General features: G+C 67.0%; 26 protein-coding genes. 12 read left to right on the top strand and 14 right to left on the bottom strand.

Translation table 11 applies throughout. The annotated features are described in order from the left end of the window. Positions 1–2: 2 nt before the first annotated feature. The 3 genes from HUT06_RS42965 to HUT06_RS42955 are packed head-to-tail and all read left to right on the top strand — an operon-like array spanning position 3 to position 2,871. A complete protein-coding gene (locus HUT06_RS42965) occupies positions 3–722 on the top strand; it encodes an MnhB domain-containing protein (RefSeq protein ID WP_176200942.1) in 720 nt (239 codons plus the stop codon). Beyond that, the gene (locus tag HUT06_RS42960; protein ID WP_176200941.1) at positions 719–1,063 is read left to right on the top strand and encodes a sodium:proton antiporter; all 345 of its coding nucleotides are present in this window, start codon (positions 719–721) and stop codon (positions 1,061–1,063) included. Before HUT06_RS42965 ends, HUT06_RS42960 begins: the two co-directional genes overlap by 4 nt. Beyond that, the gene (locus tag HUT06_RS42955; protein WP_176200940.1) at positions 1,060–2,871 is read left to right on the top strand and encodes a complex I subunit 5 family protein; all 1,812 of its coding nucleotides are present in this window, start codon (positions 1,060–1,062) and stop codon (positions 2,869–2,871) included. The genes HUT06_RS42960 and HUT06_RS42955 overlap by 4 nt, the downstream gene beginning before the upstream one ends. Positions 2,872–2,899: 28 nt before the next feature. Here HUT06_RS42955 and HUT06_RS42950 read toward each other — a convergent pair whose 3' ends face one another. Continuing rightward, positions 2,900–3,571, bottom strand: coding sequence for a TetR/AcrR family transcriptional regulator (locus HUT06_RS42950; RefSeq protein ID WP_176200939.1), 672 nt, complete (start codon positions 3,569–3,571; stop codon positions 2,900–2,902). 125 nt (positions 3,572–3,696) lie between these two features. On the opposite strand from HUT06_RS42950, the gene HUT06_RS42945 reads away from it, so the two are divergent. Continuing rightward, positions 3,697–5,151 (top strand): MFS transporter, encoded by a 1,455-nt coding sequence (locus HUT06_RS42945; RefSeq protein WP_176200938.1) that lies wholly within the window; start codon positions 3,697–3,699, stop codon positions 5,149–5,151. A gap of 60 nt (positions 5,152–5,211) precedes the next feature. On the opposite strand, the gene HUT06_RS42940 is transcribed toward HUT06_RS42945, so the two are convergent. Next, complete coding sequence (locus HUT06_RS42940; RefSeq protein ID WP_176200937.1) at positions 5,212–5,580, bottom strand: nuclear transport factor 2 family protein; 369 nt, start codon at positions 5,578–5,580, stop codon at positions 5,212–5,214. Positions 5,581–5,689: 109 nt separating this feature from the next. Next, entirely contained in the window at positions 5,690–6,262 is a 573-nt protein-coding gene (locus HUT06_RS42935; RefSeq protein WP_176200936.1) for a CGNR zinc finger domain-containing protein, read from the bottom strand. A gap of 122 nt (positions 6,263–6,384) precedes the next feature. Between HUT06_RS42935 and HUT06_RS42930 the strand changes: the two genes are divergently transcribed. Next, positions 6,385–6,846, top strand: a complete 462-nt coding sequence (locus HUT06_RS42930) for a VOC family protein (protein ID WP_176200935.1) — start codon at positions 6,385–6,387, stop codon at positions 6,844–6,846. Between the two features lie 24 nt (positions 6,847–6,870). Beyond that, a complete protein-coding gene (locus tag HUT06_RS42925; RefSeq protein WP_176200934.1) occupies positions 6,871–7,782 on the top strand; it encodes a pyridoxamine 5'-phosphate oxidase family protein in 912 nt (303 codons plus the stop codon). A 69-nt stretch (positions 7,783–7,851) separates the two neighbouring features. On the opposite strand, the gene HUT06_RS42920 is transcribed toward HUT06_RS42925, so the two are convergent. The 4 genes from HUT06_RS42920 to HUT06_RS45770 all read right to left on the bottom strand — a co-directional run bounded on the left by HUT06_RS42920 (position 7,852) and on the right by HUT06_RS45770 (position 10,646). Next, positions 7,852–8,391 carry a hypothetical protein gene (locus tag HUT06_RS42920; RefSeq protein ID WP_176200933.1) on the bottom strand — a complete coding sequence of 180 codons (540 nt, stop codon included), beginning with the start codon at positions 8,389–8,391 and terminating at the stop codon, positions 7,852–7,854. A 129-nt stretch (positions 8,392–8,520) separates the two neighbouring features. Next, on the bottom strand, positions 8,521–9,552 hold the full coding sequence (locus tag HUT06_RS42915) for a hypothetical protein (RefSeq protein ID WP_176200932.1): 1,032 nt from the start codon (positions 9,550–9,552) through the stop codon (positions 8,521–8,523). Positions 9,553–9,657: 105 nt separating this feature from the next. Next, positions 9,658–10,356 (bottom strand): helix-turn-helix transcriptional regulator, encoded by a 699-nt coding sequence (locus tag HUT06_RS42910; RefSeq protein WP_368407016.1) that lies wholly within the window; start codon positions 10,354–10,356, stop codon positions 9,658–9,660. Between the two features lie 83 nt (positions 10,357–10,439). Beyond that, positions 10,440–10,646, bottom strand: coding sequence for a helix-turn-helix transcriptional regulator (locus HUT06_RS45770; protein ID WP_368407015.1), 207 nt, complete (start codon positions 10,644–10,646; stop codon positions 10,440–10,442). 63 nt (positions 10,647–10,709) lie between these two features. Between HUT06_RS45770 and HUT06_RS45075 the strand changes: the two genes are divergently transcribed. Continuing rightward, on the top strand, positions 10,710–11,525 hold the full coding sequence (locus HUT06_RS45075) for a nuclear transport factor 2 family protein (protein WP_254715698.1): 816 nt from the start codon (positions 10,710–10,712) through the stop codon (positions 11,523–11,525). 13 nt (positions 11,526–11,538) lie between these two features. Here the strand turns inward: HUT06_RS45075 and HUT06_RS42900 are convergent, their stop codons facing one another. Further along, positions 11,539–11,835, bottom strand: coding sequence for a hypothetical protein (locus HUT06_RS42900; protein ID WP_176200931.1), 297 nt, complete (start codon positions 11,833–11,835; stop codon positions 11,539–11,541). Between the two features lie 251 nt (positions 11,836–12,086). Here HUT06_RS42900 and HUT06_RS42895 point away from each other — a divergent pair, with 251 nt between their 5' ends. Then, positions 12,087–12,548 carry an NUDIX hydrolase gene (locus HUT06_RS42895; protein WP_254715697.1) on the top strand — a complete coding sequence of 154 codons (462 nt, stop codon included), beginning with the start codon at positions 12,087–12,089 and terminating at the stop codon, positions 12,546–12,548. A gap of 248 nt (positions 12,549–12,796) precedes the next feature. Here the strand turns inward: HUT06_RS42895 and HUT06_RS42890 are convergent, their stop codons facing one another. The 4 genes from HUT06_RS42890 to HUT06_RS42875 all read right to left on the bottom strand — a co-directional run bounded on the left by HUT06_RS42890 (position 12,797) and on the right by HUT06_RS42875 (position 15,396). Beyond that, the gene (locus HUT06_RS42890) at positions 12,797–13,258 is read right to left on the bottom strand and encodes a peroxiredoxin (RefSeq protein ID WP_176200930.1); all 462 of its coding nucleotides are present in this window, start codon (positions 13,256–13,258) and stop codon (positions 12,797–12,799) included. Between the two features lie 48 nt (positions 13,259–13,306). Further along, the gene (locus tag HUT06_RS42885; RefSeq protein WP_254715696.1) at positions 13,307–13,858 is read right to left on the bottom strand and encodes an RNA polymerase sigma factor; all 552 of its coding nucleotides are present in this window, start codon (positions 13,856–13,858) and stop codon (positions 13,307–13,309) included. A 499-nt stretch (positions 13,859–14,357) separates the two neighbouring features. Continuing rightward, positions 14,358–14,564 (bottom strand): DUF397 domain-containing protein, encoded by a 207-nt coding sequence (locus HUT06_RS42880; RefSeq protein ID WP_176200929.1) that lies wholly within the window; start codon positions 14,562–14,564, stop codon positions 14,358–14,360. A gap of 10 nt (positions 14,565–14,574) precedes the next feature. Next, a complete protein-coding gene (locus HUT06_RS42875) occupies positions 14,575–15,396 on the bottom strand; it encodes a helix-turn-helix transcriptional regulator (RefSeq protein WP_176200928.1) in 822 nt (273 codons plus the stop codon). A gap of 372 nt (positions 15,397–15,768) precedes the next feature. On the opposite strand from HUT06_RS42875, the gene HUT06_RS42870 reads away from it, so the two are divergent. Next, positions 15,769–16,233 carry an ATP-binding protein gene (locus tag HUT06_RS42870; RefSeq protein WP_176200927.1) on the top strand — a complete coding sequence of 155 codons (465 nt, stop codon included), beginning with the start codon at positions 15,769–15,771 and terminating at the stop codon, positions 16,231–16,233. A 785-nt stretch (positions 16,234–17,018) separates the two neighbouring features. Here HUT06_RS42870 and HUT06_RS42865 read toward each other — a convergent pair. Continuing rightward, positions 17,019–18,191: an HNH endonuclease signature motif containing protein gene (locus tag HUT06_RS42865; RefSeq protein ID WP_176200926.1), complete on the bottom strand. Its 1,173-nt coding sequence runs from the start codon at positions 18,189–18,191 to the stop codon at positions 17,019–17,021. Between the two features lie 234 nt (positions 18,192–18,425). Between HUT06_RS42865 and HUT06_RS42860 the strand changes: the two genes are divergently transcribed. Both HUT06_RS42860 and HUT06_RS42855 read left to right on the top strand, forming a co-directional pair. After that, positions 18,426–18,659 carry a hypothetical protein gene (locus tag HUT06_RS42860; protein WP_176200925.1) on the top strand — a complete coding sequence of 78 codons (234 nt, stop codon included), beginning with the start codon at positions 18,426–18,428 and terminating at the stop codon, positions 18,657–18,659. Between the two features lie 457 nt (positions 18,660–19,116). Further along, positions 19,117–19,626, top strand: coding sequence for a hypothetical protein (locus tag HUT06_RS42855; protein WP_217711668.1), 510 nt, complete (start codon positions 19,117–19,119; stop codon positions 19,624–19,626). 6 nt (positions 19,627–19,632) lie between these two features. Here the strand turns inward: HUT06_RS42855 and HUT06_RS42850 are convergent, their stop codons facing one another. Then, on the bottom strand, positions 19,633–20,154 hold the full coding sequence (locus HUT06_RS42850) for a hypothetical protein (RefSeq protein ID WP_176200923.1): 522 nt from the start codon (positions 20,152–20,154) through the stop codon (positions 19,633–19,635). Between the two features lie 975 nt (positions 20,155–21,129). On the opposite strand from HUT06_RS42850, the gene HUT06_RS42845 reads away from it, so the two are divergent. After that, a complete protein-coding gene (locus tag HUT06_RS42845; RefSeq protein WP_176200922.1) occupies positions 21,130–22,473 on the top strand; it encodes a site-specific integrase in 1,344 nt (447 codons plus the stop codon). The last annotated feature ends 126 nt before the right edge of the window (positions 22,474–22,599 follow it).

The following is a 22,599-nucleotide window of genomic DNA, read 5'->3' as shown; positions in this document are numbered from 1 at the left end:
TGGTGCTGCCCCCGCTCGCGGCCATCCTCAGCGTCCTCATCTGGGGCTATACCGGCCTTCCGGACTTCGGTACCCGAATCGGCGAGTACGGCCGTCTCATCAACCACAACGCGCAGGGGCAGCGCCACATCACCAATTTCGTGACCGCCGTGATGTTCGACTACCGCGGCCTGGACACGATGATCGAAGAGTTCATCCTCTTCACGGCCGTGATGGGCCTCGTCCTGCTGCTGCGGTCGAGCCGGGAGGCCGCCACCGGACGTCCGCCCCCGGACAGCGTCACCAGCGACGCCGTCCGCACCGCCGGCGGCGTGCTCGCTCCCGTGCTGCTCCTGTTCGGCCTGTGGGTGATCAGCTTCGGATACATCACGCCGGGCGGCGGCTTCCAGGGCGGCGTGCTCGCGTCCGGCGGCGCGCTGCTGCTGTGGCTGGCAGGCGGCCACCGCCATTTCCGCCGCCTCGCGCCGACCACTCTGCTTGACGCGACCGAGGGGCTGGGTGCCGCCGCCTACGTGGCGCTGGGTTTCCTGGGGCTGACCGCAGGCGCCGCCTTCCTGACGAACACCCTCCCCCTGGGATCGGCGGGGACGCTCGCCTCCGGCGGTACGACCGCAGCGCTCAACTGGGCCGCCGGTGTCGAAGTCACTGCCGCCTTCGTCCTCATCTACCGCGAGTTCATCGAGGAGTACATGCAGCCGTCCGACGCACGGGCGGACCAGTGACCTACTACCCGTATGCGGTCGCCGGTGTGCTGTTCGTCGCCGGGCTGTACGGAGTGGCGACCAGCCGCAGCTACATCCACCTTGGCGTGTGCCTGAACATCATGCAGTCGTCCACATACCTGCTGCTGCTGGCGGTCGGCTACCGGAACGAGGCGTCGCCACCCGTCACCAAGGGGCAGGCACCGGGCACGCCGCTCACCGACCCGGTGGTCCAGGCGCTCACCCTCACCGACATCGTGGTCAGCCTGGTCGTCCTGGCGCTCGTCCTGTCCCTGGCCCTGCAAGCGCACCGCCACGCCGGGACGGTGGACCCGGAAGAGATGCGTCCGACCCGCGGATGAACCAGCTCGTTCCCCTCGTCGTCGCACTGCCGCTGATCTGCGCGGCGCTGCTGGCCGCCGTGGGCCAGCACCTGCCCCGCCTGCTCCCGGACGCGATCGCCATCGCCTGCGCCGCCGCTGTGACCGGCATGAGCCTGGCCCTCACCCTGCACTCGACCGACGACACGATCGTCTACTGGTTCGGAGACTGGTCGCCGGTCCAAGGCGGGTTCCCATGGGGGATCGGCTTCATCGTCGACCCACTGGCCGCCGCGGAGGCGACCCTGGCAGCGGTGGCCGTGCTCGGTGCGCTGGTGTTCTCGTGGGGGCATTTCGAGAACATCCGCCACCTTTTCTACTCGCTGATGTTGGCCTTCCTCGCCGGCATGGTGGGGTTCGTCCTGTCCGGGGACCTGTTCAACATCTTCGTGTTCCTGGAGCTGATGAGCGTCGCCGCGTACGCGCTCAGCGGCTACCACGTGAAACGTCCGGAAGTGCTGCAGGGCGCACTGGACTTCGCGGTCCTCAACACCATCGGCACGCTCACACTGCTGATGGGCATCGGCGTCCTCTACGGGCGGACCGGCAACCTCAACCTGGTCGGCATCGGCACGGCGCTGGAGAACCACCACCCGTCTGGGCTGCTGGTGCTTGCCCTCACCTTCATCACGGTCGGCTTCCTGGTGAAGGCGGGCACGGCCCCCTTCCACTTCTGGCTGACGGACGCCTACAGCGTGGCGACCGCCCCTGCCGCCGCCATCTTCACCGCCGTGATGAGCGACCTGGCGTACGACGTGTACTCCCGCGTCCACGCCACAGTCTTCGCCCCGACACTCGGCGACGACGACGCCGTACGCCACGCGCTGCTGGGCTTGGCGCTGCTCAGCGCGCTCTTGGGCGCCGTCATGTGCTTCCTGGAAGCAGACCTGAAACGCCAGTTGGCCTTCATGACCGTCAGCAATGGGGGTGTGGTCCTGGCGGGCATTGCGACCCTGACACCTGCTGGCCTGGCGGGGTCGGTCATGTACATCATCACGGCCGGGCTGCTGCGGGGCGCGCTGATGCTGTGCCTGGGAATGCTGATCGTGCGGTTGGGCTCAGCGGACGAGACGGTCTTGCATGGCCGTGGCCGACGCCGGAGCCACTTCGCCTTGGCCGCATTGCTGACCATATGCGCCGCCGGCCTGGCAACCCCTCCCGGCTTCGGCCCTTTCCAATCCGCGACCCTCGTCTACAACGCGCTGGCAACCGCCGGCTACGCGTGGATAGCGCCCGTTCTGGCCGTCTGCATAGCCCTCAGCGCTGCGGCGGTACTGCGTGCGGCGGCCCGCATCTTCCTGGGTTGGGGCCCCGGACACGACCCGACCCTGACCAGCCAAGAGACCGAACCCCACCGCGTGGACGGCCACCACCGCCTATGGCCCCTGACCGCCCCCTTGGCCCTAGCCGCCACCGGCTACTTCCTGGCCTTCGCCCCCGACCTCCCAGCCCACGCGATAAAGGCAGCAGCAGACCTGCACGACCACACGTCCCACGCCCGCCTGGTAACCCAAGGAATCACCCCGCCACCACGCCCCCTCCCCGCGCACGACATCCCCTTGCGCGACTGGCTCTACGGGGCACTCTCCTTCACAGGGGCCTTCGTATTCGCAGCGATGGGCCTCTGGTGGCAACGCCTGCCAACCCGCCTCCAAAAGCCTCTACGCGCATGCATCAGACCGCCGATAATCGCGGTCAAAACCATCCACAGCGGCAGCATCGGCGACTACACGACCTGGCTGATAGCGGCGACCGCAACCCTCGCTCTGGCCTGGGCGGCCACCCTCTGACCGCCGCATGTCGTGCGCCGGCCGGGCGTCAGCGGTAGTCGGGGCGGTCGGTGAAGTGGCCGGGCGGCTCGCCGGGGAGGGCGCCGGGATCAGGGGTGCGCAGGCCGTCCAGGACGATCCGGAGGTTGCGGTCCCACTGGCGGGCGCCCGCTTGGAGCCCCAGGGTGTGGGGCCCGGTGGAGGACGCGGCGACCATGAGGAACGCCACGTCCTGCCAGGTCACGTCCGGACGCATCACTCCGGAGTGCTGGGCTCGCTCCACTAGTTGCCGGATACGGTCGCGCAGCTCGGCTCTGGAGTGGTCTAGAAGGTCACCAAGGCGCTTGTTGACGTCGCACAGCTCGTTGCGAAGGTGGATGTAGGACAGGGCGAACGCGGTGAAGCCCGCCCAGGGGTCCGGGTCGGCCAGCCCTTCGTCGCCCTTGGCGACGATCTCTCCCAGCACCTCGTCGAGGACCGCCTCGAGAAGGGCCTCAAGGGAGCCGACCCGGCGGTAGAACGTGCCAATGCCCACCCCGGCGCGGCGCGCGATCTCGTGGGCGGTGATCTCACCGCCCCCGGCGGCGGTCTGACGGGCGGCGGCGGCGGTCTGACGGGCGGCGGCGACGAGGCGTTCCACGTTGCGCCGGGCGTCGGCGCGCGGGCGCCGGCCCGAGCCGTCGTCCAGGAGCCGGTCCACCGCGGGTACCGCTGACGTCATGTGGCCAGCCTAGCAATAACTGGACGGATCTAGTCCGGTTTAAGTGGACGCCATGCGTCCGCTTGTATTAGCGTCTTGATCCGGACGCAGAGCGTCCGCTTCGTTCGGAGAACGCGAGGTCGATCATGTCCAAGATTCCGTCCGGCGCGATGAAGATCACGGCGCTGGCCGCCGGGTTCGTCATGGCCAGCCTGGATACCACCGTGATGCAGGTCGCCGGGGCCACCATCCAGGAACGCCTCGGCGCCAGCTTCTCCCAGCTCACCTGGGCCGTGGACGGCTACGTCCTCACCTTCGCCGCCCTGCTGATGCTGGCCGGCGGCCTGGCCGGCCGGGTGGGCGCCAGACGGGTCTACATGTGGGGCATGGCGATCTTCGGTGTCGCGTCGCTGGCCGCCGCACTGGCACCGGGCATCGAGGTCCTGATCGGGGCGCGGCTCCTGCAAGGGGCCGGGGCGGCGCTGTTCATGCCGAGCTCGCTCGCGCTGCTGGTGCGGGCCTTCCCCGACGCGCGCGAACGCACCAAGGTGCTGGGCGTCTGGTCGGCGATCGTCTCCACGTCCATGGCGCTGGGCCCGACGATCGGCGGCATCATGGTCGACGCGTTCGGCTGGCCGAGCATCTTCCTGATCAACCTGCCCATCGGCATCGCGGGCATGCTCCTCACCCGCCGGCACATCGCCATGACCGAGGGCGGCGCCCAGCCACTGGCGGTTCCCGGGCACGCCGCGGTCATCGTCGGGCTGGCCGCCATCAGCTTCGCGCTGATCGAGGGACCGCAGCTCGGCTGGACCGCGCCCCCGGTGCTCGCCGCCGTCGCCGCCGCCACGCTCGCCGCCGTCCTGCTCATCGGCCGCGAGCGCCGCACCGACAACCAGGTGATGCCCTGGACCCTGTTCCGCGGCGCCCGCTTCGCCGGCGCCAACGCCGTGGGCTTCCTGTTCAACGCCGCGTTCTACGGCTCGCTGTTCACGATCGGCCTGTACGTCCAGCACGCCCACGGCGCGAGCCCACTCCAGGCCGGGCTGGAGATCCTGCCGCTGACGGTCTTCATCCCGGTCAGCAACATCGCCTTCGCCCGCATCTCGGGACGCGTCGCGGCCGGACCGGTGCTGGCCGTCTCCTTCCTGGTCGCGGGGGCGGCCTCGCTGGCCCTGGTCACCCTCTCGCCCTCGACCCCGTACTGGATGCTGGCCGTCGCCCTCGGCCTGGCCGGCATCGCGGGCGGCTTCATCTCCCCCGCCATGACGGCGGCCACGGTGAACGCGGCGGGCACCCGGCACGCCAACACCGCCGGTTCGGTCCTCAACGCCAACAGGCAGATCGGCTCCCTTGTCGGCATCGCCTCCACCGGCGCCGTCCTGGCCGTCGCCCCCGGCTGGACCGCCGGAGCGGCCCTGTCGTTCCTCCTCGTCGGCGCCGCCTACATCGCCGGGGCCCTGATCGCCTGGCGTCTCATCCACCTGCCCGAACGCCGCGAGGCCACCGCCGCGACCGCAGCCGCCGTAGCTGCCGCGACCGCAGCCACCGGGGCCGGGCAAGCCCCTGACCTGCGACCTTGCCACGCCCGGCCCGCCTGACGGACGGACCACACGACCTGGCTGATCGCGGCGACCTCGACGCTTGCGCTCGGGTGGGCCTCAGCGGTAGTCGTTCTCCTTCAGTTCGATGACCCAGGCGCGGCGTTCGGCGATCTTGCCGGCGCGCATGACGAAGACCTCCGCCATGGACATGCGCATCTCGCCGCCCGCGGCGCGCTTCACCGTCCCGGTCATCTCCGCCATGATGACGTCGTCCTGCTCGACCATCCGCACGATCTCCAGGTGCGGAGGGTTGAGGAACTCGGGCGGCCCGTCGATGGCCTTGTCGTAGGCGTCCTTACCGGTCAGGTGGAAGCCGCCGAAGACCGTCCACTCGATGTCGTCGGTCAGGCAGGACAGGATCTGCTCGTGATCGTTCTTGCGGAAGCCGTCGATGTACCTGGTGACGGTGTCGGTGTTCCGTGACATGTCGCTCCTTCCGATTCGGGTGCGTCCGTAGGTGGCCGCCGGCCGGATCCGGCGGCGCCCTCCCGAGTAGGTCGGAGCGCCCGAGACATCCTCGACATCACTCCGGCGATCAGCGGCCGGTCTTCGCGCGCTCGTAATGGCGGGCGGCCTTGGCGCGGTTGCCGCAGATGGCCATCGAGCACCAGCGGCGGGTGCCGCTCTTGGTCGCGTCGAAGAAGTGCAGCACGCAGTCGGGGTGCGCGCAGTGTTTGACGCGTGCGGGGGCGTCGGCCATGAGCCGGAGGTAGTCGGCGGCGGCCAGCCAGGACGGGAACCACGCGGGGTCGTCGGTCCGCGAGTGCTCTTCCCGGCCGTTGGGGCCTAGCCGGTAGTGCAGTGCTCCGTGATCGAGGACGCGGTTGAACGCGTCCAAGGTTTGGGGGGACGGGCCCTGGGCGAGGAGCGCGCGAAGAATCTCCCGCGTCTCCAGCGTGGCGTCGAGCGTCGCCTGGTCGGCTACGGCCCGATCGTCGAGTCCTGCTGAACGCAGCCAGACGGCCAGGCCCTCGGTGGAGTCGAGCAGGTCGCGATGGGCGCGATCGTCCACCCATCGGGTGTTGACCAGGTCCAAGCTGAGCGGCTCCCCGACCAGCAGCCGAGGATCCGCGCTCTGCCGCCGCTGCGAACCGTGTTCTTCCTGCACGGCGCTGATTCTACCCGTCTATCGCAACTTAGCCGGTTGACGATCAATCTCTAACCATCTATCTTTCGATAGACAGTTAGCCGAGCCTGGGTGAGACAGCCCGGGGGTTTGCGAGGTGCGTCATGCAGACAGCCGCCATCAAGGCACTGCGAACGGGACACGTCGGGTTGAACGTGAACGACCTGGACCGGTCGCTGCCCTTCTACCTGCGCGTCTTCGGGTTCGAGGTCCAGGCGGAAGGCAAGGAGCCCGGCAGCCGCTGGGCTTTCCTGGGACGGGACGGCCAGCTGGTGCTGACCCTGTGGGAGCAGAGCGACACCACGTTCGCGACCCGCTCGGCGGGCCTGCACCACCTGTCGTTCCAGGTCGAAACGATCGACGAGGTGAAGGCCGCCGAACGGGTGCTGCGCGAACTGGGCGCCGAACTCGTCCACGACGGCGTCGTCCCGCACGGCGAGGGCGCCGCGTCCGGCGGGATCTTCTTCACCGACCCCGACGGGACGCGCCTGGAGATCTACGCGCCGACCGGCGCCGACACCGCGCCAGCGCCCAGCGGGGCCGCCCCGACCTGCGGTTTCTTCTAACCACTCAGCCGGAAGGAGGCCGCTGTGGCGGTCGACGTCTACCACCGGGGCGAACGAGCCGCCCAGCGGCGCGCCGGTCTGCTCGACCAGGGCGGGTTCTCCGCACGCGCCATCCGTGCAGAGATCCCTGAAGTGGCGCGCAAGTTCCTTCTCCAGCAGCCGATGCTGGTGCTCGGCGCCGCCGACACAGACGGTCGGCTATGGGCGACGCTGCTCACTGGTCAGCCCGGCTTCCTGCACGGCGAGGACGCCGGCACGCTCACCATCGATGCCCGTCCCGGCGTTGGCGACCCGCTTCACGAGCGACTTCGCACCCCTGCGCCGGTCGGGATGCTCGCGATCGAACCGTCCCGGCATCGCCGGATGCGGCTGAACGGGCAGGCCGTCCCCACCGAGCACGGCCTGCACGTCAAGCTCGATCAGGTGTACTCGAACTGCCCCAAGTACATCCAGAAACGCGAATACGAGTGGGAGCCGGCCGCCGTCTCGGGGCGTCCTCAACGTTCCGGAACTCTGACCAGCCACCAGCAGCAGTGGATCGGCGGTGCGGACACGTTCTTCATCGCTACCGCTGATGGCGAGGGCAACGCCGATGCCTCCCACCGCGGGGGCAACCCGGGATTCGTCGAGGTGGTGTCGCCGACGGTGCTGCGCTGGCCCGACTACGTCGGCAACGCCATGTTCAACACGCTCGGCAACCTGGAGGTGAACCCCCATGCCGGGCTGCTGCTCCCCGACTGGCGGTCGGGCGCCGTCCTGCACCTGACCGGCACCGCCCGCACCGACTGGGATCCGGCGAACGCCGCCGCCGTGCCGGGCGCCGAACGACTGGTCGAATTCACCATCACCGACGTCATCGAAATCGCCGGCGCCGTCCCCCTCCGCTGGAGCGACGCCGTTTCTTCCCGCTTCAACCCGCCCATCCGCCGGCGTTGAGGCGGCTCGTGATCCGTTGCCGCAGGGATTACGAGCCGCCCCAAGCCGAGCAGCCTTCGCGCGACGTCCCTACCCGCGGATGGCGTAGGCCCGGATCACGGTCTGGTCGAGGACACCCGGGACGGCCGTCCGCAGGGAGACGAAGCCCGCCTTCGGATTGGTCACGGTCGCGACCCACGCATCGCCCCTGCGGGTGACCCTCGCGGCCTTCCAGGTCTTGCCGTCATCGGACGAAGCCCAGAGCCTCGGCCTGGCGCTGCCCGTGCGGTCGGTCGTCATGGTGATCCGCTGGCGAGCCCCCGCCTTACCCCTCGACTGGGCGTCGAGCGGAGTGCGGTAATTGAGGGACGGCAGGGCGATGACCTTGTCGTCCCGGACGGTGAAGTGCCATTCCGCGTGCTGGCGTACGGCCAGCGGAGAAAGGGGGAAGGCGCGCTTCTCGTCCACCGTGAGGCTGTACTCGCCCGGCTCGGGCACGGGCCATGCCCAAGCGGCGCCGGGCTGGTCGTAGGAGTAGACGACCTTCCCGTCGGCGTTCCGCAGGATGGAGGTGCCGGACGCCCCGACGTACGGCGCCATGAAGCTCTTGCCCGCACTCGTCGAATGCATCCCTATCGTCAGGGCCGGTTCCCCGCCCTGGTACTCGCCCCAGATGAGGCGTCCGCCACGGGGACTGAACGGGGCGGGAATGAGGCGACGCTTGTACGAGCCCGGCTTCGCGAAACGGTCTACGCGACTTCAGATCTCCGTCGTGCCGTACTCGAAGTTGCAGCCCGGCTCGGTGTTCATCCAGTCGATGTCCCAGGCGATGCCAGGCGAGTAGTACTCGGTACGAGTGCCGGGCACCGAACCCACCCCGGTGAAGTAGCCCGTGGAGATGCCGCCGTCCGGCCAGAGGGGAAGGGCATGGCCTCCGACGCATGCCGGACGCCCTTCGGTGCCGTACGCGGTCTTCGCCGCGGCCATGTCCCCGGTGCGTACGTTCAGCTGCGGCTTCTGCGGCACGCCGCCTGAGATCCGGGTCGCCACGTTGTAGACGTACGGGCTGCCCATCTCGGCGGCCTCGCGGGTGAAGACGGCTTGGAGATCGAGCGCCAGGCCCGGCGTGTCGCCGGTGGGAGTGATGTAGGCGTTCTTGAGCGACAACATGTCCGAAGTGACGACGGGCTGCCCCGCGATCTCCTGTACGACGCGTACCCCTCCATTGAGGAGCCCGGCATCGGCGCGATCGACCACCGCCGACGTGATGGGCACGGCGCTTCGCGCGTCGAGCAGAAGCCCAGTGGCCTCATTGATCGCCACTTCGGGCCGATAGACGAGGGCCCACGACGTCTCGCCATTCCCTTCGACCGTGCCGACATGAGTCAGCACCGCGTACTTCCCCGCCGGCACCTCACCCTCGGCGTGGCCGTCCACCAGATCGGCGTAGAACGGCATGTCCCCGTTCAGCGGGTACAACACGACACTCGTCTCGCTCGCCGGCTTGCCATGCCGATCAACTACATCAAGGGTGAGCCGCACTCCCGCCTCGGCACTCAGCCGCCGCGCCTTCGCCGGACGAGGCGTCCCCTTGTGCACGGCCTTACCGCGCAGCCCGTGCGGATACCGCTCTTGAACCCCCTGCGAGGCCTGCGACGCCACCCGTGCCGTGGCCGCGACCTGCCCCGCGCTCACCCGCTCCGGACCGCTCAGCAGCCCCGTGCTCAGCGTCCCCGCCATGACGGCCGCGACTGCCGTTGCGCTGACGATCAGACTCTTCTTCCTGGCCAACGCATCTCCCTCCACAAGGCCAAACCCGCACACCACACGGGCTTCAGAGAGGAGATGTCCGCCTCGGCAAGATCATTTCAGATCGCTGTTTCCACGCTCCCGCCTTCACTGCTCACCGCCCTCCGTCTGTTGGTAGTGACGGCTCATCGCGGCCACAGTTTCGGCCATTCGAGAGCGGAGCTCGGCCGGAGCGAGGACCTGGACGTCAGCGCCCAGGCGCAGTAGTTCCTGGATCGTCTGCTCGTCCGACTCGATCGGCACGGTGACGCGCGTCCAGCCGTCCGATTCGATGACGGTGGTCTTTCGGGCCGCACTCACGACCGCCGGCTCGGCCAGGTGCGGCAGTCGTTGCATGCCGTCTGGCGACAGGCGCAGCACTGCCCGGCCCTGGTGCCGCCGGGCGTCATAGTCGTCGAGGTAGTCCTGCCAGTAACCGCTCAAGTCGAAGTCGGCCGCGCGCTCGAAGGCCTGGTCGAGGACGTCCGCAGCGATGATCCGCGAGACCCGATAGGTGCGGAACCGCCCCACCCAGCGAGCCACGAGGTACCACCGGCCGCCTTTCAGCACGACGCCGTATGGTTCGACCGTCCGCGTGACCTCATGCGGGGCCTCCCAGCGCAGATAGCGCAGGCGCACACGACGCTGATGCCACGCCGCGTCGGCGACCACCGCCAGATGCGGTGCGGCGTCGGCGTCCTGATACCAGGCCCGCGCGTCGAGGTGGACTCGCTCCCTCAGCCGAGCCGCCCGCTCACGCGACTCGGGCGGAAGCGCGGCCATCAGCTTCAACTGCGCCTCGGCCATCGCCTCGCCGAGACCGAGATCGGCAGCGGCGACGGGCAGTCCGGTGAGGAAGAGCGACTCGGCCTCGGCGGCGGTCAGCCCGGTCAGCCGGGTGCGGTAGCCGCGACCAGCCGATATCCGCCCTCATGACCGGCCTCGCCGTACACCGGGATGCCGGCCGCGCTCAGCGACTGGACGTCGCGGTAGACCGTCCGCTCCGAGACCTCCAACCGTGCGGCCAGTTCCCGTGCGGTCATCCGTTCACGGGTCTGCAGGAGCAGCAGGATCGACACCAGCCGGCTCGCGCGCATGCCGGAAAGCCTGCCAGGGTCCACTGACAGTCGGTGTCAGTGGACCGCCCCTACCGTCCCGGCATGGACTTCGACTTCGACATCGCCGAGTTCGTCGACCGCTACATCGCCGTGTGGAACGAGCCGGACTCCGGCGTCCGCCACAACCTAATCACCGCCCTCTGGGACGACGAGGCCGTGGAGTTCACCGACTCCGCCGAATATCGCGGCCTCTCAGCCATCGAGGCCCGGGTCACCGAAGCTCACGAGCAGTTGGTGAAGCAGGGCGGATTCACGTTCCGGGCCGCTGAGGACGCCGTAGGGCACCACGGCGCCGTCCGCTTCACCACCTACATGACCCCCGCCGGGGGTGGCGAGGCAGCCTGGACCGGCTTCGTCTTCGCCAGCCTCGGTCGTGACGGGCGAATCCATCAGGACTACCAGTTCGGAAACCCGCCGCCTCCCGTAGTGTCCGAGAAGCCCCAACCGACGACCCGAGCCATCGTCCACGAGTTCCTGCGCAGGAGCCGGCAAGGCGACCCCGACCACATCGCGGACCTCTACGCGTCCGAGGTCTCCTGGCGAGTGAACTGGCCGGTCGAGCACCACCCGGCAGTGCCGTGGATCCTCCCACGCTCCACCCGGGCCGACGTCGCCGACCACTTCCGCACATTCGCCGAGCACTGCCTACCCGCCGAAGGCAACGTATCGATCGACGACGTACTGATCGACGGATCCAACGCCATCCTGTTCGGCACGAGCACCCAACGCCTGAAGGACACCGGCAACCGCTTCACCATGACCTTCGCGCTACGCCTCACCATCGAAGACGGCCGCATCACACGCCACCACATGTACGAGGACAGCCTCGCGGTCGCCGAAGCATTCCCAACGAACTGACCACGTGAGTCGGTTAGGTGGGGTCGGACGGCGCCGACTGTCCGACCCCCTCGACGGGCCACTCGGAGCAGGTTTCCGGGGTGCAGGTGGAGGCGTGAAGGATGAGGTTCCCGAGCTGGCCGTACCAGGGCTCGATCGTGGCCCGACGCCCCGGGAACGCGCGCTCGGCCGCCTCAGCGTCGGCCTTATTGAACGAGCCGTAGAACAGGGGATGCCCGGAGAGGAGTTCAATCTTCTCCGACCCCATGGGCCAAATAGCCCGGTACATGTCGCCATCAAAGAACTGGTCGGGAGCTGGCCGGTTAGTCACGATACCCAACTCTATGACGGACGGTAATCGCCTGATGGCGGAACGGTGAAATGAACGCACACTGCCTGACTGCTCACCGCCGCCACCCCCTCATCCGCTGGTCAGCCAGATGGCCGCGGCCGAGGCCGGGTGCAATTGGGACCAACAACTTCTTCGCCCCAGACCCCAAACAGTCGGGCAGTTCGGATATGGCACGACGCCACCTGCTGCGCGATATGACCGCCGCACACTTCACGAACTACCCTGCGCGCGTGACCAGCGCACCGGGCATCGACGTCCTGCAGTTGCACAACGACGCCGAACGCGACGGCATCACCAAGCTCGCATCCGGTGCCATCGTCCATGCCGAGGGTGAAGTGCTCATCCTGCGCCGCTGCGCCGAGGACGACTTCATGGCCGGCATCGAAGAACTCCCCTCAGGTGGCGTCGAACCGAGCGAGAACCTGCTCACCGCTCTGCAACGCGAACTCACCGAAGAAATCGGCTGGACCGGAGCGCTCACCCTTGATCCCGGCTTCGTTGCACACTTCGACTACATCTCCGGATCCAGCCGCAAAACCCGCCAATACACCTTCGCCGTGCCCCACCAAGGCCAGCCCATCGTCCTGAGCAGAGAACACACCGCCTACAGATGGCTCCACCCCACCGACTTGCCCGACTCCGACCTCACCCCCGAGACCGCCCAAGCGATCAGAGCTTGGGCCGCCTCCTGAGCCCGGCCACAAGCGGTGCCCGAAGAAGCGCACTGAGCCGGTCGACCCGCACCACACGTGCGCTGCTCTCGCTAATGCCCTTCATCCCGGACGACACTGGCACCCGGCAGCGGCACGCCCGCGCGAGGTGAAGCCCTTAACTCACTGGAGGACCCGCAAGGGAGCGCCAGCAGCTCGCGAAGAAGACGTAGCGGGAGCAGTTCGCCGCACTCCTCCGCGAGCCCCGATCAGCCCTGCTCAGAGCACGCCTAATCCCTGAGTGCCTGGACGGCGGCGATGATCCCCTTCTTGTCGTATCCACTGGTGGGCATAGTGGCGACATTGGAGTGGCGTATGACGCCCTGGCGATCGAAGAGGACGCTGCCCGACTGCTGCATCGAGCCGAAGACCTTCCTGCTCAGCCCGAGCATCTCGTGCGGGGTGCCCTCACGTCCCACCAGGACGGGGAACGGGACCCGGCGCTTGTCCTTCCATGCGACGGCTTCCTCCCGAGCGGCCGGAAGCGCGACGAGCACCTGCACATCGGCACCCGCGACCTCATCCCAAGACCGAACCAGGTCTTGGACGTGCCTGTTGCAGACGGGGCATGAGGTCGACCGCATGAAATAGATCAGCACGGCACTGCGCCCCTGGTAGTCAGAGAGGCGAACATCCCGACCGTCGGTGTCCTCCAACAGGACATCGGGCATGGTCGACCCAATTTCGAGCATGACAAAGACTCCTCTTCAGTCTCAACGAGGAAAGCAGGACTACGCGGATCAGCTGATCGACGAAGAACGAGGGCCCTCAGCGGAGCCGGCCCCGTCGCTCAGCCCGACCCGCACCTTGCTGCGGGCCCGGTGCAGGTGGGACTTCATCGCCGCGTTGCTCAAACCGAGCGCGTCCGCGACCGTCCGCCCCGGGTACCCCAAGATGTCTCGCATGATCAGCACCCTGCGCTGAACCTCCGGCAACTCCTGGATCGCCTGCGCGACCAGCGAAGCTTCGAGACGCCGGATGGCCTCATCCTCAGCGGACGCCGCCAGATCATGTTCGACCCCGTCATGACGCTCGACCAGCAGCCGGGCGCGGCGCAGACACTCGTGCCGGACGATCCGGAACATCCACGATGCCAACGCGCCGGTCGCCCGCAGTGTGCCGATCTTCCGGTACAGGATGATCAGCGCTTCCTGAGCAGCGTCTTCGGCATCCTGCGGCGACGCGCAGAGCCGCTCGGCGAACCGCCGTACATGCGAATGAGCGCCATAGACCACCGCGGTGATCGACTCGCGATCACCCGCCTGCGCCGCCTCGATGACCTGCGCACTCACCCAAGGCCGCCCGGTCACGTCGCGTCCCTCACCAGCACTACCGGCATCCCGCCGCCCATCCACATCTCCTCCGCAGGGTGACCCCGACACCCATAAGAGACCCCCACCCCCGAAAGGATTCACCCCACCCTCGACCCCCATCGTCCGCTGCTCGGCCAATGCCAGGAGTAGGCAAGACGAGGCCGGACAGCGCCGAAGGCCAGACTCCATCCGAGGACTACTCGGGGCAGGTAACCCAGGTGCAAGATGAGGGGATCGCGGCTCGACGACCTGAGAACCTCACCCCGAGACCGCAAAAGCCATCCAGCACTGGACCGTCTCACGAGCCGGAGACGTCCATGCCTCAGCCGAAGGGCATGGCCTGATGGACAGTGATCACCGCGCTGACCGGTGGCGTCGCAGATGTGTGCGCCGGCAACGAGAAGCCGGAGCGCCGCCTCGGACTCCATGGGTCGGACTCCGGAATTGGAGGTCCAGGCCTCACCTGCGCCGGATCGTCTCAACTCGGATCGAAAGCGCCGGCCTTGATCTGACGGCTGAACCTTCGCCAGGCCTGACCTGTGAACACGAGCTTGAAACCATCCGGATCCTTGGAGTCCCGTACGGCCACGTAGCCACTGGCACCAGCCAGCTCGACGCACTGGTCCGTCGTCTGCTGGCTGCGTGTGCTCTTGGTCCAAGAAGCTTGGCAAAAGTCCGGAATCATGCCTACTTGTCTACCCGGTCCGGTGGCGGCGGGCCATGTCTTCGATCAGGTCGACGGATGCCGCAGGGCTGAGCGCGGTCGCGCTGAGATGCTGGAATGCGGTGCTCGTAGCCTGAACATCGGCCGCACGTTCTAGAAAGAGAGTGCCCGGGACGGTGTCGACATAGGCGACGTCCGGGTCCTGACCGGGAAAGCTGAAGACGCCGATCATGCCGCTTAGCGAAGCATGCGGTCCGGCACTGAACGGCATGACCTGGATGTCGACCCCCGGGTTGTGAGCCATCTCCACCAGGTGCATAAGTTGCTCGTGCATGACATCGAGGCCACCGATCTCGCGGTGGAGCGCCGCCTCGTCCAGCACGGCCCAGAGCCGGAGACTGCCCGCCTCGGTGACGACGGCTTGCCGCTTCATGCGGAGGCTGAGCCGGCGTTCGATCTCGTCCTCTCCCAAGGTCAACGGACCAGCGCGCATGATGATCGCTCGCGCGTACTCGGCGGTTTGGAGCAGCCCTGGAACCGAAGACGGCTGGTACGTCCGGAGCGACTCGGCCGCCGACTCCAGGCCGATGTAGGTCCGGGCGTTCTTGCTCAGCATGTCGCTGTACGGCTGCCACCACTCCTTCTGCCTCGCCGCCTTGGCCAACTGGACGAGCGCCGCACGAGCGGCGGGATCGCCCACCCCGTAGAGATCGAGGAGATCTACGACGTCCGACCACGGGACGGAGATCCGCCCGTTCTCGATCCGCGAGACCTTCGCTCCGTACCAGCCCAGGCGCTCCGTGACCTGGTCACCCGTGAGTCCCGCCGCCTCGCGCAACTGACGGAGTTCCATACCGAGCTGTCGGCGTCGGACTGTCGGAGAAGTCACCGCTGCACCTCTTCCTTCTCAAGAGAAATTTCACGAGAGCAGTTGCACGCGAGTATGTCACCCAGCACACTGACGGTGTGCGGCGAGTCACAGATTGTGGCGGAAGTTGTCGGCGGGGCGTTGATCTCGCCCGACGCTGCATCACGTCGCCGATCAGACCAGAGAGACTGCCGCGCGGCGGGGCTATGGATTGGTGCCCCTCGCCCTGCCGCGCGGCCTCACCCTCCAAGGGAGGTATGCATGAGAATAGCTTCGAGGGCGCTGTCAGCACCCCAACTCCAAAGCCCCCAAGGAACCGGGACACCCAGGACGACAGGTGGCGACACCCTGGCGATCGTGCCGAGCCTGGCTGGCGCTGCGGTCGACCCCACACACCCCGGGAAAGCTCCCGCCGACGGTGCGAGCACCGAAGGCAACAGAGACGATCAACTCTGGCTCGTTGACGTCCCTGGCGTCACCAACGCGGTGTCCCTGCTGCGTCGTTGGATCCGACTGCTCCTTACTGACGACACGGCACTGACCGAGGCGTTCGAGTTGATCCTCAGCGAATACGCCACGAACGCGCTGTGGCACTCGGCCAGTGGCGCGCCCGGCGGCCGGATCAGGGCTGAACTCTGCGTCAGCGGCCGGCAGACGTGCCTCACCGTGCTGGACGACGGTCCCGCCCCTAGCCGCATCGACCAGGAGACGGATCCCGTCGAACACGGCCGCGGGCTGATCCTCGCGGAGGCGTACGCCGACGAGACCGGTCACTACGACAGCGTCGACGGCCACGCCGCCTGGGCGCTGATCAACCGCTGAGACCAGGACGCGCACCACACCCCCAGAGGTGCACGTCCTCTGCCGGCCGTTCCGGCCGGTGTGTCGTGCGGTCGGTGACTGTTCCCCGGTTTCACCGGCCGCACGACTCCTCAATGGGCCAACTTGGCCCTCCATCACCTGACGATCGTGCTCAGCGCGTTCGCTCTAGAGGTGACACTGTGACTTCCCAAGAGCACGCCACCAGACCTATCGCCACCACTCGAAGCCTGCCCACCGAGTCGCCCCTCGGTCTGGCGGCAGAAAACGATCTCGACCAGGCGGTTGCCGAACTTGAGCGACGCTACCCGGACCTTTGTTGCTGGTGGGGCGAGTACACCGGCTCGCTCTGGACCCTGCTGCCCGGTCAGCTAGTCGAGGCGAAGAATGTCCCTGAACTGGTTCGACGCATCGACGCGATACTCGAACGCTCTTCCCTCCCGGACGCCACGACCCGCCCCGCTGGTCGTCAGGCGCCTCCGCCTCGAACGTCCGAAGGCACCTGGGACGTCCCGAGGCATCGAACGCCCTCCCCACCGAACCGGCTGCGGCTCACCAACCCGACGGAGAGAGTTCGGCAGCACGGCTTCCCGAGCCGTCTTGCAGCAGCTTGTCGACGCATCCTCCTGGGAGGAGCACGAGCACTAGCTCACGCTCGATGAGCGATGTCGGCTGCGCCCGTCTAATGGCATCTGCGCGAGACGAGCCTGTAAGACCCGTGGCGTGCGACGAACTGTGCACTGCAAGCCAGCCATTGCTGACGAGACGCCGTGGTGAACAACAGGAAGTCAGGCTTGCCCGACCCAAGTAAGGTGCCTCGCCCGAGCCTCCTTCAGGAGGAGGTGCCGCAGCTGCTCGCCAGTCCGCCCCCTTGTCTTGATGGCGTGGCAGTTGGGGCAGAGAGCGATCATCTGAATCGGGTGGTCACGGCCCCACTGTGCGCGATCCTGAACATGGTCGACCTCAAGGATCGGATCGCCGTTCGTGGTCACATCGTTGGGCTCACCGGTGCACAGAGGGTTCTCGCAGCGCCCTGCGCTTCGGATAAGCACGGCTTCGACGGCGGCTGCTGAGCGCACCGGCTGCTCACGCATGGTAGTCGAGGTGCGCTCGTGGGCACCGCGCGTTTCGGCGGCTTCGATCCTCCAGCAGAGACGCCGATAGAGCTCCAGCGGACTTGATTCGGCAGACGCCGCCGTAGCCGCGGGTCCAGGGGTCTGCAGACCGACCTCTACCAGCAACTCCTCCGGAGTAACGCCTCCGAAGAATCGCGTGCCGAGTGTCGCGACGGCCTCAGACCGCACCTCATCGCTACACACGATGAGTTCATACGCCCAAGCCATGAGGCCGCAGTGAGGCTCTTGCTCTTCAAGCCAAGCGATCGGCTTGCCATGCGCTGCCGGGACGGCTCCACCATGCCCAGCCAATTCCCAAAGATCGGTATGTGCGAGCGCGACAATGGGAAACTCGGGCGTCGGTCTGGAACTGGGTTGCCCGTACTCACGCATGAGGCCGCGCAACTCTGCATGGGCTGCTCGCCAGTGCACGAGTCGTGGACGGCGTTGCGCTGCCCGCCCGAACGCCCAGAGCAGAGTGATGGGTTGATGCCGCGCGGGCCCATCACGGGTACTGGCGATACGCAGTGACTCGAGGACCTCGATCAGAAGTCGCTGAGGCGAGGCCGGCTCATCGTTGACCACCTCGAACCCCAAGCGTGTGAGAAGCCGTCCGACGGTCTGACGACCGCCAGAGAACTGATCGGCGGTCAGCGGCCGCCCTGCCACGTAACGGTAGGCCACGCCCACGATGGCCTTGGAGTCGTAGTAGACGCCATCGTGGTGAATGAAGTACTGGCGGGCGGGCTCGAAACCGTAGAGCTCGAGGAAACGGTGACGCCCGATCTCATCGCACTCGGCAAGCGCGCTCAGGACGGCCTCGCGCGTGATCACCGATAGATCCATGTGGGCATGCTATGCCCGATATGAGGAGAGATCAGTGTCTGTTGGCCACTGGGAGGCCCTCGCCACGAGAACCGAGTCCCGGCCTGCCTGTAGACGTCGTCCCTGCGACCTCGGCCGAACCGACGCGAGTTGTCGGCACACATACCTCGGCCAAGGAGCGCGAAGGATGTGTGCCACGGGTAAGTCGTCAGCATCGGACGTGATCCGTGAACCGACCTTCTTCTTGCTCCCATCGTGAGCGATAGCGTGATCCGTGTGGATGCGCTTGAGGATCGGCTGTCCGACGAGGAGTTTCAAGGCATGCTGCGCCTGCTGCGACGCTTCGCTGACACCGAGATGGACCAGTTCGCACTCTGGCAACTCCGGAAAGGAGAGGACGAACCGGTCTACGTTTCGGTCAGCCTGAAACCCGTCGGCGCCGCAGAGTCCTCCTTCATCCGGTTCGAAATCCCTGCGGAGAATCGCTAGGTCCCTCGGCGGTCACGCTGCATGCCGCTCCCATAGCGGCAGGCGAGTTGGCCGAGTTCGATGCGAGCTCTTACGCCGGCGAAGCCTGCGAGACCCTGACGGCGTCGTTGCTGGTAGGAGCTGCGCGCGCATGGGTACTGTGCGATCGGGGGGTCGGGGAGATGCTTGATCGGAGGCCAAGGTGATGGCTCGGCGTTCACGGCTTTCTCCGTGCGGTGACGTGCGGCCGGCCGATTGGGTGGTCGCAGGTGTCGGACCGTTCGGGTCCGGGGTGGGCGGTCTGGTACCGCACGGCTTCGAGGCCTACGCCCGAATTCTGCATCCGGCCTACGCGGCCGACCGTAGCCCCGTGACGTGGGCACAGGTGGCCGCGTGGTCGGGCGGGTCGGTGCACCCGCGCGTGCAGTTCCAGGCACTGGCCGGCCCCATACCACGTTCGGACACCGTACGGCCATGGGTGGAGGAGCCCGACCCAGGGACACTGACTCCGGCGCTCTTGACCGCACTGTGCGACGTCCTCGCCAGGCACACCAGATCACCTGGTCACTGCTGGTTCTGCGTCTCGGACGTGTACGAACCGGCTGAGGAAGGGGCGACCGCCACATTCACGGCGGACTCAGACCCGGACCTAAGCGCGGAGTGGGAGCCCGACGTGCTTCCGCCGGAGATCCCGCCAGAGATCGCCGAAGGCCCTCGAGTGGAGTTGTCGGAACGCGCATACCTCCTACTCGAGGGCCCTCTAGACGCTGCCGGGGAACTCGCGATGCCGCTCTTTCCGCAGTCACCCGACCTGTTCTGGCCCGACGACCGAGCCTGGTGCGTCACCTCGGAAACGGATCTGGACTCCACCTACCTCGGAGGGACCGCGGCGCTCATCACCGAGATACTGGCGGACGAGCGCCTGGAAGCCGTCCCGGTGGATGTGACCGACCCGGTGTGGGCGGACACCGACGAAGTCAACCGGTGATTCGCGTCAGCAGTGGATGGAAACCGTCGGGGTCTTCTTCCCGACGGTGACGACCCTGGGGGAGTATCCGGGCGGCGCGTAGAGCGTGGCGACCGCTTCGCCGTGGTACCTGCCGGTCCTGCAGACGAGCGCCGCGTTGCCCTTGGCCGTACGTGCCCCGGTGCTGCCGAACGCCTTGATCTTGCTCCCCCGGTTGCTGAAGAGGCCGACCTTCCCGCGGATCATCCGGATCGGCTGACTGCAGGTCACGCCCGTCCGGACGTTGATGGTGCCGTGCACGTGACCGGACTTGTGCGGGATGCCCCCATGGGCCCCGATGAACCGAATCTCGCAGTGGATGACCCTGGCGCTCTGAGCCTTGGAATGGGTCGAGAAGTCGACGCTGGACTTACCCGGTACCGGGTCGGCGGGCGTCGCCGCCGCCTCCGCCACCGCCGCGTTGCCGGCGACACCCATGACGGCGACGGCCCCCACGACGACCAGCTTCCGCCGCAGACCCGCGACGGCCCCCCGATGCTGCTGTCCCATGCACTACCTCCAAGCAATTGCCGAACCAAGACCCCCGTCAAGAACAGCAATGCTCGCAGCGCAAGCGAATTGCTGTCAATGAATTTCCCCTGATCGAAAGCGACCATGATTCACCATTTTTAAGCATATGGCGAACATCTACTTCGGGTAGAACGAAGATGTAACCAGCGCGTCCCGCACGACGAAGCGCCGACTGCTCGACAACACCCGCGCCGAGGCACCGGCACGACAACGTCGCGTACATCTTCGGCCTGCGAGGGTTTCGACAACTTTGTGTGCTGGCCATGGCCATCGGGTCGGAAGTAGCGACTTGCAGTGTGGTCCTGCAGTCCACGCGTTGCCGACGGCGTCATCGTTCGGGAGCTCGCACACCGGGACTGTCTTATCCCCAACCGGCCGGTCACAGGTAGTCCGCAACCTCTTGCGCGAGCGCGCCCTATGGCGGTCGAGAGGATCTCGCGCCTGGAGCATCCCTGTTCCGGGCCAGTTGGGGGCGCTGGAGTTCGTTCTGGAAAGGGGATCTCCGAGACGGATCAGCCCGCCTGGCGTCAGGGGCGCGCAACTCAAAATGGACGGCTTGGGTGGATAGATCCCGCAGAGGTGGCCAGGAGCGCGGAGCGTTGAAACGTGTTGCCGGAGACCAGGAGGTTTTTCACGAAGGTGCGGACGGCGAGGCGGAGTGCGCTCTTGAAGTATGCCGGATTGGGGGAATTTCGATAACCGGTCTTCTTAATTAAGGCTTAGTCTCCGGGCTTTGGAAGTGTTGCCGGACTAGCTGATTCTGAACCCACGACTTTCTCGTCCCGAACCGATGATCACGCAAATACCTGGACGCGTGATCAACGTCGTTTCACGGTAAAGTCCCAGGTAGATGGCCTGCCTCGTTGTCAGTGAGTGATGGCTAGGATCCCGCCGTCATTCATAGTCCGGGGTCAAATGAGGGTCAGATGATCAAGCCTGGGAGGTGGGGAGCCCATGGGGCAGACACGCAAGAGAGTGGGCAAGGACGGTAAGCCTCGCTACACGGCCTACTATGACGACATCCGGGGCCAGCGGAGATCGGCCGGAACCTACGCGAGCAAGAAGGAAGCAGAAAAAGCATGGCAACGCGCCGAAGTGAAGGTCTCCGAAGGCAGAACCGGAGAACCCGCACGCGGAAGGCAGCGCTTCAAAGACTACGTCGAGGACACCTGGCTCCCGAACCATGAAATGGAGGCCAGCACCCGATCGGGGTACACCTACACAATCTACAAGCACATCATGCCGGAGTTCGGCCGTATGCGGATGGTCGACATCCTTCCCGAGCATGTCCGCGCCTGGATCGCCAAGCTCAAGAAGCAGGGCATGACGCCCGTGACCATCCGCTGCACCAAAATCATCCTCAGTGCCATCTTCACCACGGCGCTCGAGGACCAGGCCACGTTCCTCCACCCTTGCCGCGGCGTGAAGGCCCCGCCCGTCGTCCGCAAGCCGCTCAAGATCGTCACGCCCGAGCAGTTCGACGACATCTACCACGCGCTCCCCGAGGGGACCTTCCGTCTCCTCACCGAAACCGAGATCGAGAGCGGCCTCCGCTGGGGCGAACTCAGCGAGTTGCGTCCCAAGGACCTCAACCTCAGAACCCGCATCCTCACGGTCAGCCGCACGGTCGTGGAGCTCAACCCGAAGTTCCACCCGGACGGCGGCCACTTTCTGGTCAAGGACTATCCGAAGGACAAGGAGTACCGCCGCTTCAAGCTCAGCGCCCAGATGGCCGAGAAGCTCGAAGACCACATCAGGACGGCGCGCCTTACCCAGGACGACCTCCTCTTCCACATGCCGCCCCAAGACAAGCCCCGGGCCCGCATCACCGAGATCCCTGACCCGGCCACCCTCGGCCGCACCGAACCCAACGACAAGGGCCGTACCTACAACCATGGCACCCTCAGCGCCTACACCGCCGGCAGATGCCGCTGCGACTACTGCCGCGGAGCCTTCGCTCTCTACCGAGCCGCCCGCCGCTCCAAAGGCAAGGACAACCCGCGTCCCCTCCGCACGCGCATGACGGACGGCCACATCCCCAACGACTGGTTCCGCCGCAATATCTGGTACCCGGCCATCGCCGCCGCCGGACTCGACTTCAGACCGACCATGCGCGACCTACGCCACGCCCACGCCTCCTGGCTCCTCAACGGCGGCGCCGACCTCCAGATAGTCAAAGAACGCCTCGGCCACGCCTCCATCGCCACCACCGAGCGCTACCTACACACCCTCCCCGACGCCGACGAAACGGCCCTGGAGGCCCTCGCCAGAACCCGGAGCAGGTCAAGTCCTCGATAGCCGCGACAGTCGCCCCGGCAAGGCATGGTGCGTAGCACCGATCACGCGTGCTGTGCATCAATGCACTGACATGCCGACGAGCGGACGCTTGCGGCTACAGACAGCGCCGAGTAGTCGAGCCCAGAT

The organism is Actinomadura sp. NAK00032 (assembly GCF_013364275.1).
Classification (GTDB): domain Bacteria; phylum Actinomycetota; class Actinomycetes; order Streptosporangiales; family Streptosporangiaceae; genus Spirillospora.
The sequence above is the reverse complement of the archived record's forward strand: the minus strand, read 5'-3'. Positions and strand labels throughout refer to the sequence as shown.

What these genes read in the sequence shown, in the direction of transcription:
- HUT06_RS42955 (WP_176200940.1), top strand. Translation starts at nt 1,060, where the DNA reads ATGAACCAGCTCGTTCCCCTCGTCGTCGCACTGCCGCTGATCTGCGCG.
- HUT06_RS42950 (WP_176200939.1), bottom strand. Translation starts at nt 3,571, where the DNA reads ATGACGTCAGCGGTACCCGCGGTGGACCGGCTCCTGGACGACGGCTCG.
- HUT06_RS42945 (WP_176200938.1), top strand. Translation starts at nt 3,697, where the DNA reads ATGTCCAAGATTCCGTCCGGCGCGATGAAGATCACGGCGCTGGCCGCC.
- HUT06_RS42940 (WP_176200937.1), bottom strand. Translation starts at nt 5,580, where the DNA reads ATGTCACGGAACACCGACACCGTCACCAGGTACATCGACGGCTTCCGC.
- HUT06_RS42930 (WP_176200935.1), top strand. Translation starts at nt 6,385, where the DNA reads ATGCAGACAGCCGCCATCAAGGCACTGCGAACGGGACACGTCGGGTTG.
- HUT06_RS42920 (WP_176200933.1), bottom strand. Translation starts at nt 8,391, where the DNA reads ATGCATTCGACGAGTGCGGGCAAGAGCTTCATGGCGCCGTACGTCGGG.
- HUT06_RS42910 (WP_368407016.1), bottom strand. Translation starts at nt 10,356, where the DNA reads ATGGCCGAGGCGCAGTTGAAGCTGATGGCCGCGCTTCCGCCCGAGTCG.
- HUT06_RS45770 (WP_368407015.1), bottom strand. Translation starts at nt 10,646, where the DNA reads ATGCGCGCGAGCCGGCTGGTGTCGATCCTGCTGCTCCTGCAGACCCGT.
- HUT06_RS45075 (WP_254715698.1), top strand. Translation starts at nt 10,710, where the DNA reads ATGGACTTCGACTTCGACATCGCCGAGTTCGTCGACCGCTACATCGCC.
- HUT06_RS42890 (WP_176200930.1), bottom strand. Translation starts at nt 13,258, where the DNA reads ATGCTCGAAATTGGGTCGACCATGCCCGATGTCCTGTTGGAGGACACC.
- HUT06_RS42880 (WP_176200929.1), bottom strand. Translation starts at nt 14,564, where the DNA reads ATGATTCCGGACTTTTGCCAAGCTTCTTGGACCAAGAGCACACGCAGC.
- HUT06_RS42875 (WP_176200928.1), bottom strand. Translation starts at nt 15,396, where the DNA reads ATGGAACTCCGTCAGTTGCGCGAGGCGGCGGGACTCACGGGTGACCAG.
- HUT06_RS42865 (WP_176200926.1), bottom strand. Translation starts at nt 18,191, where the DNA reads ATGGATCTATCGGTGATCACGCGCGAGGCCGTCCTGAGCGCGCTTGCC.
- HUT06_RS42850 (WP_176200923.1), bottom strand. Translation starts at nt 20,154, where the DNA reads ATGGGACAGCAGCATCGGGGGGCCGTCGCGGGTCTGCGGCGGAAGCTG.
- HUT06_RS42845 (WP_176200922.1), top strand. Translation starts at nt 21,130, where the DNA reads ATGGGGCAGACACGCAAGAGAGTGGGCAAGGACGGTAAGCCTCGCTAC.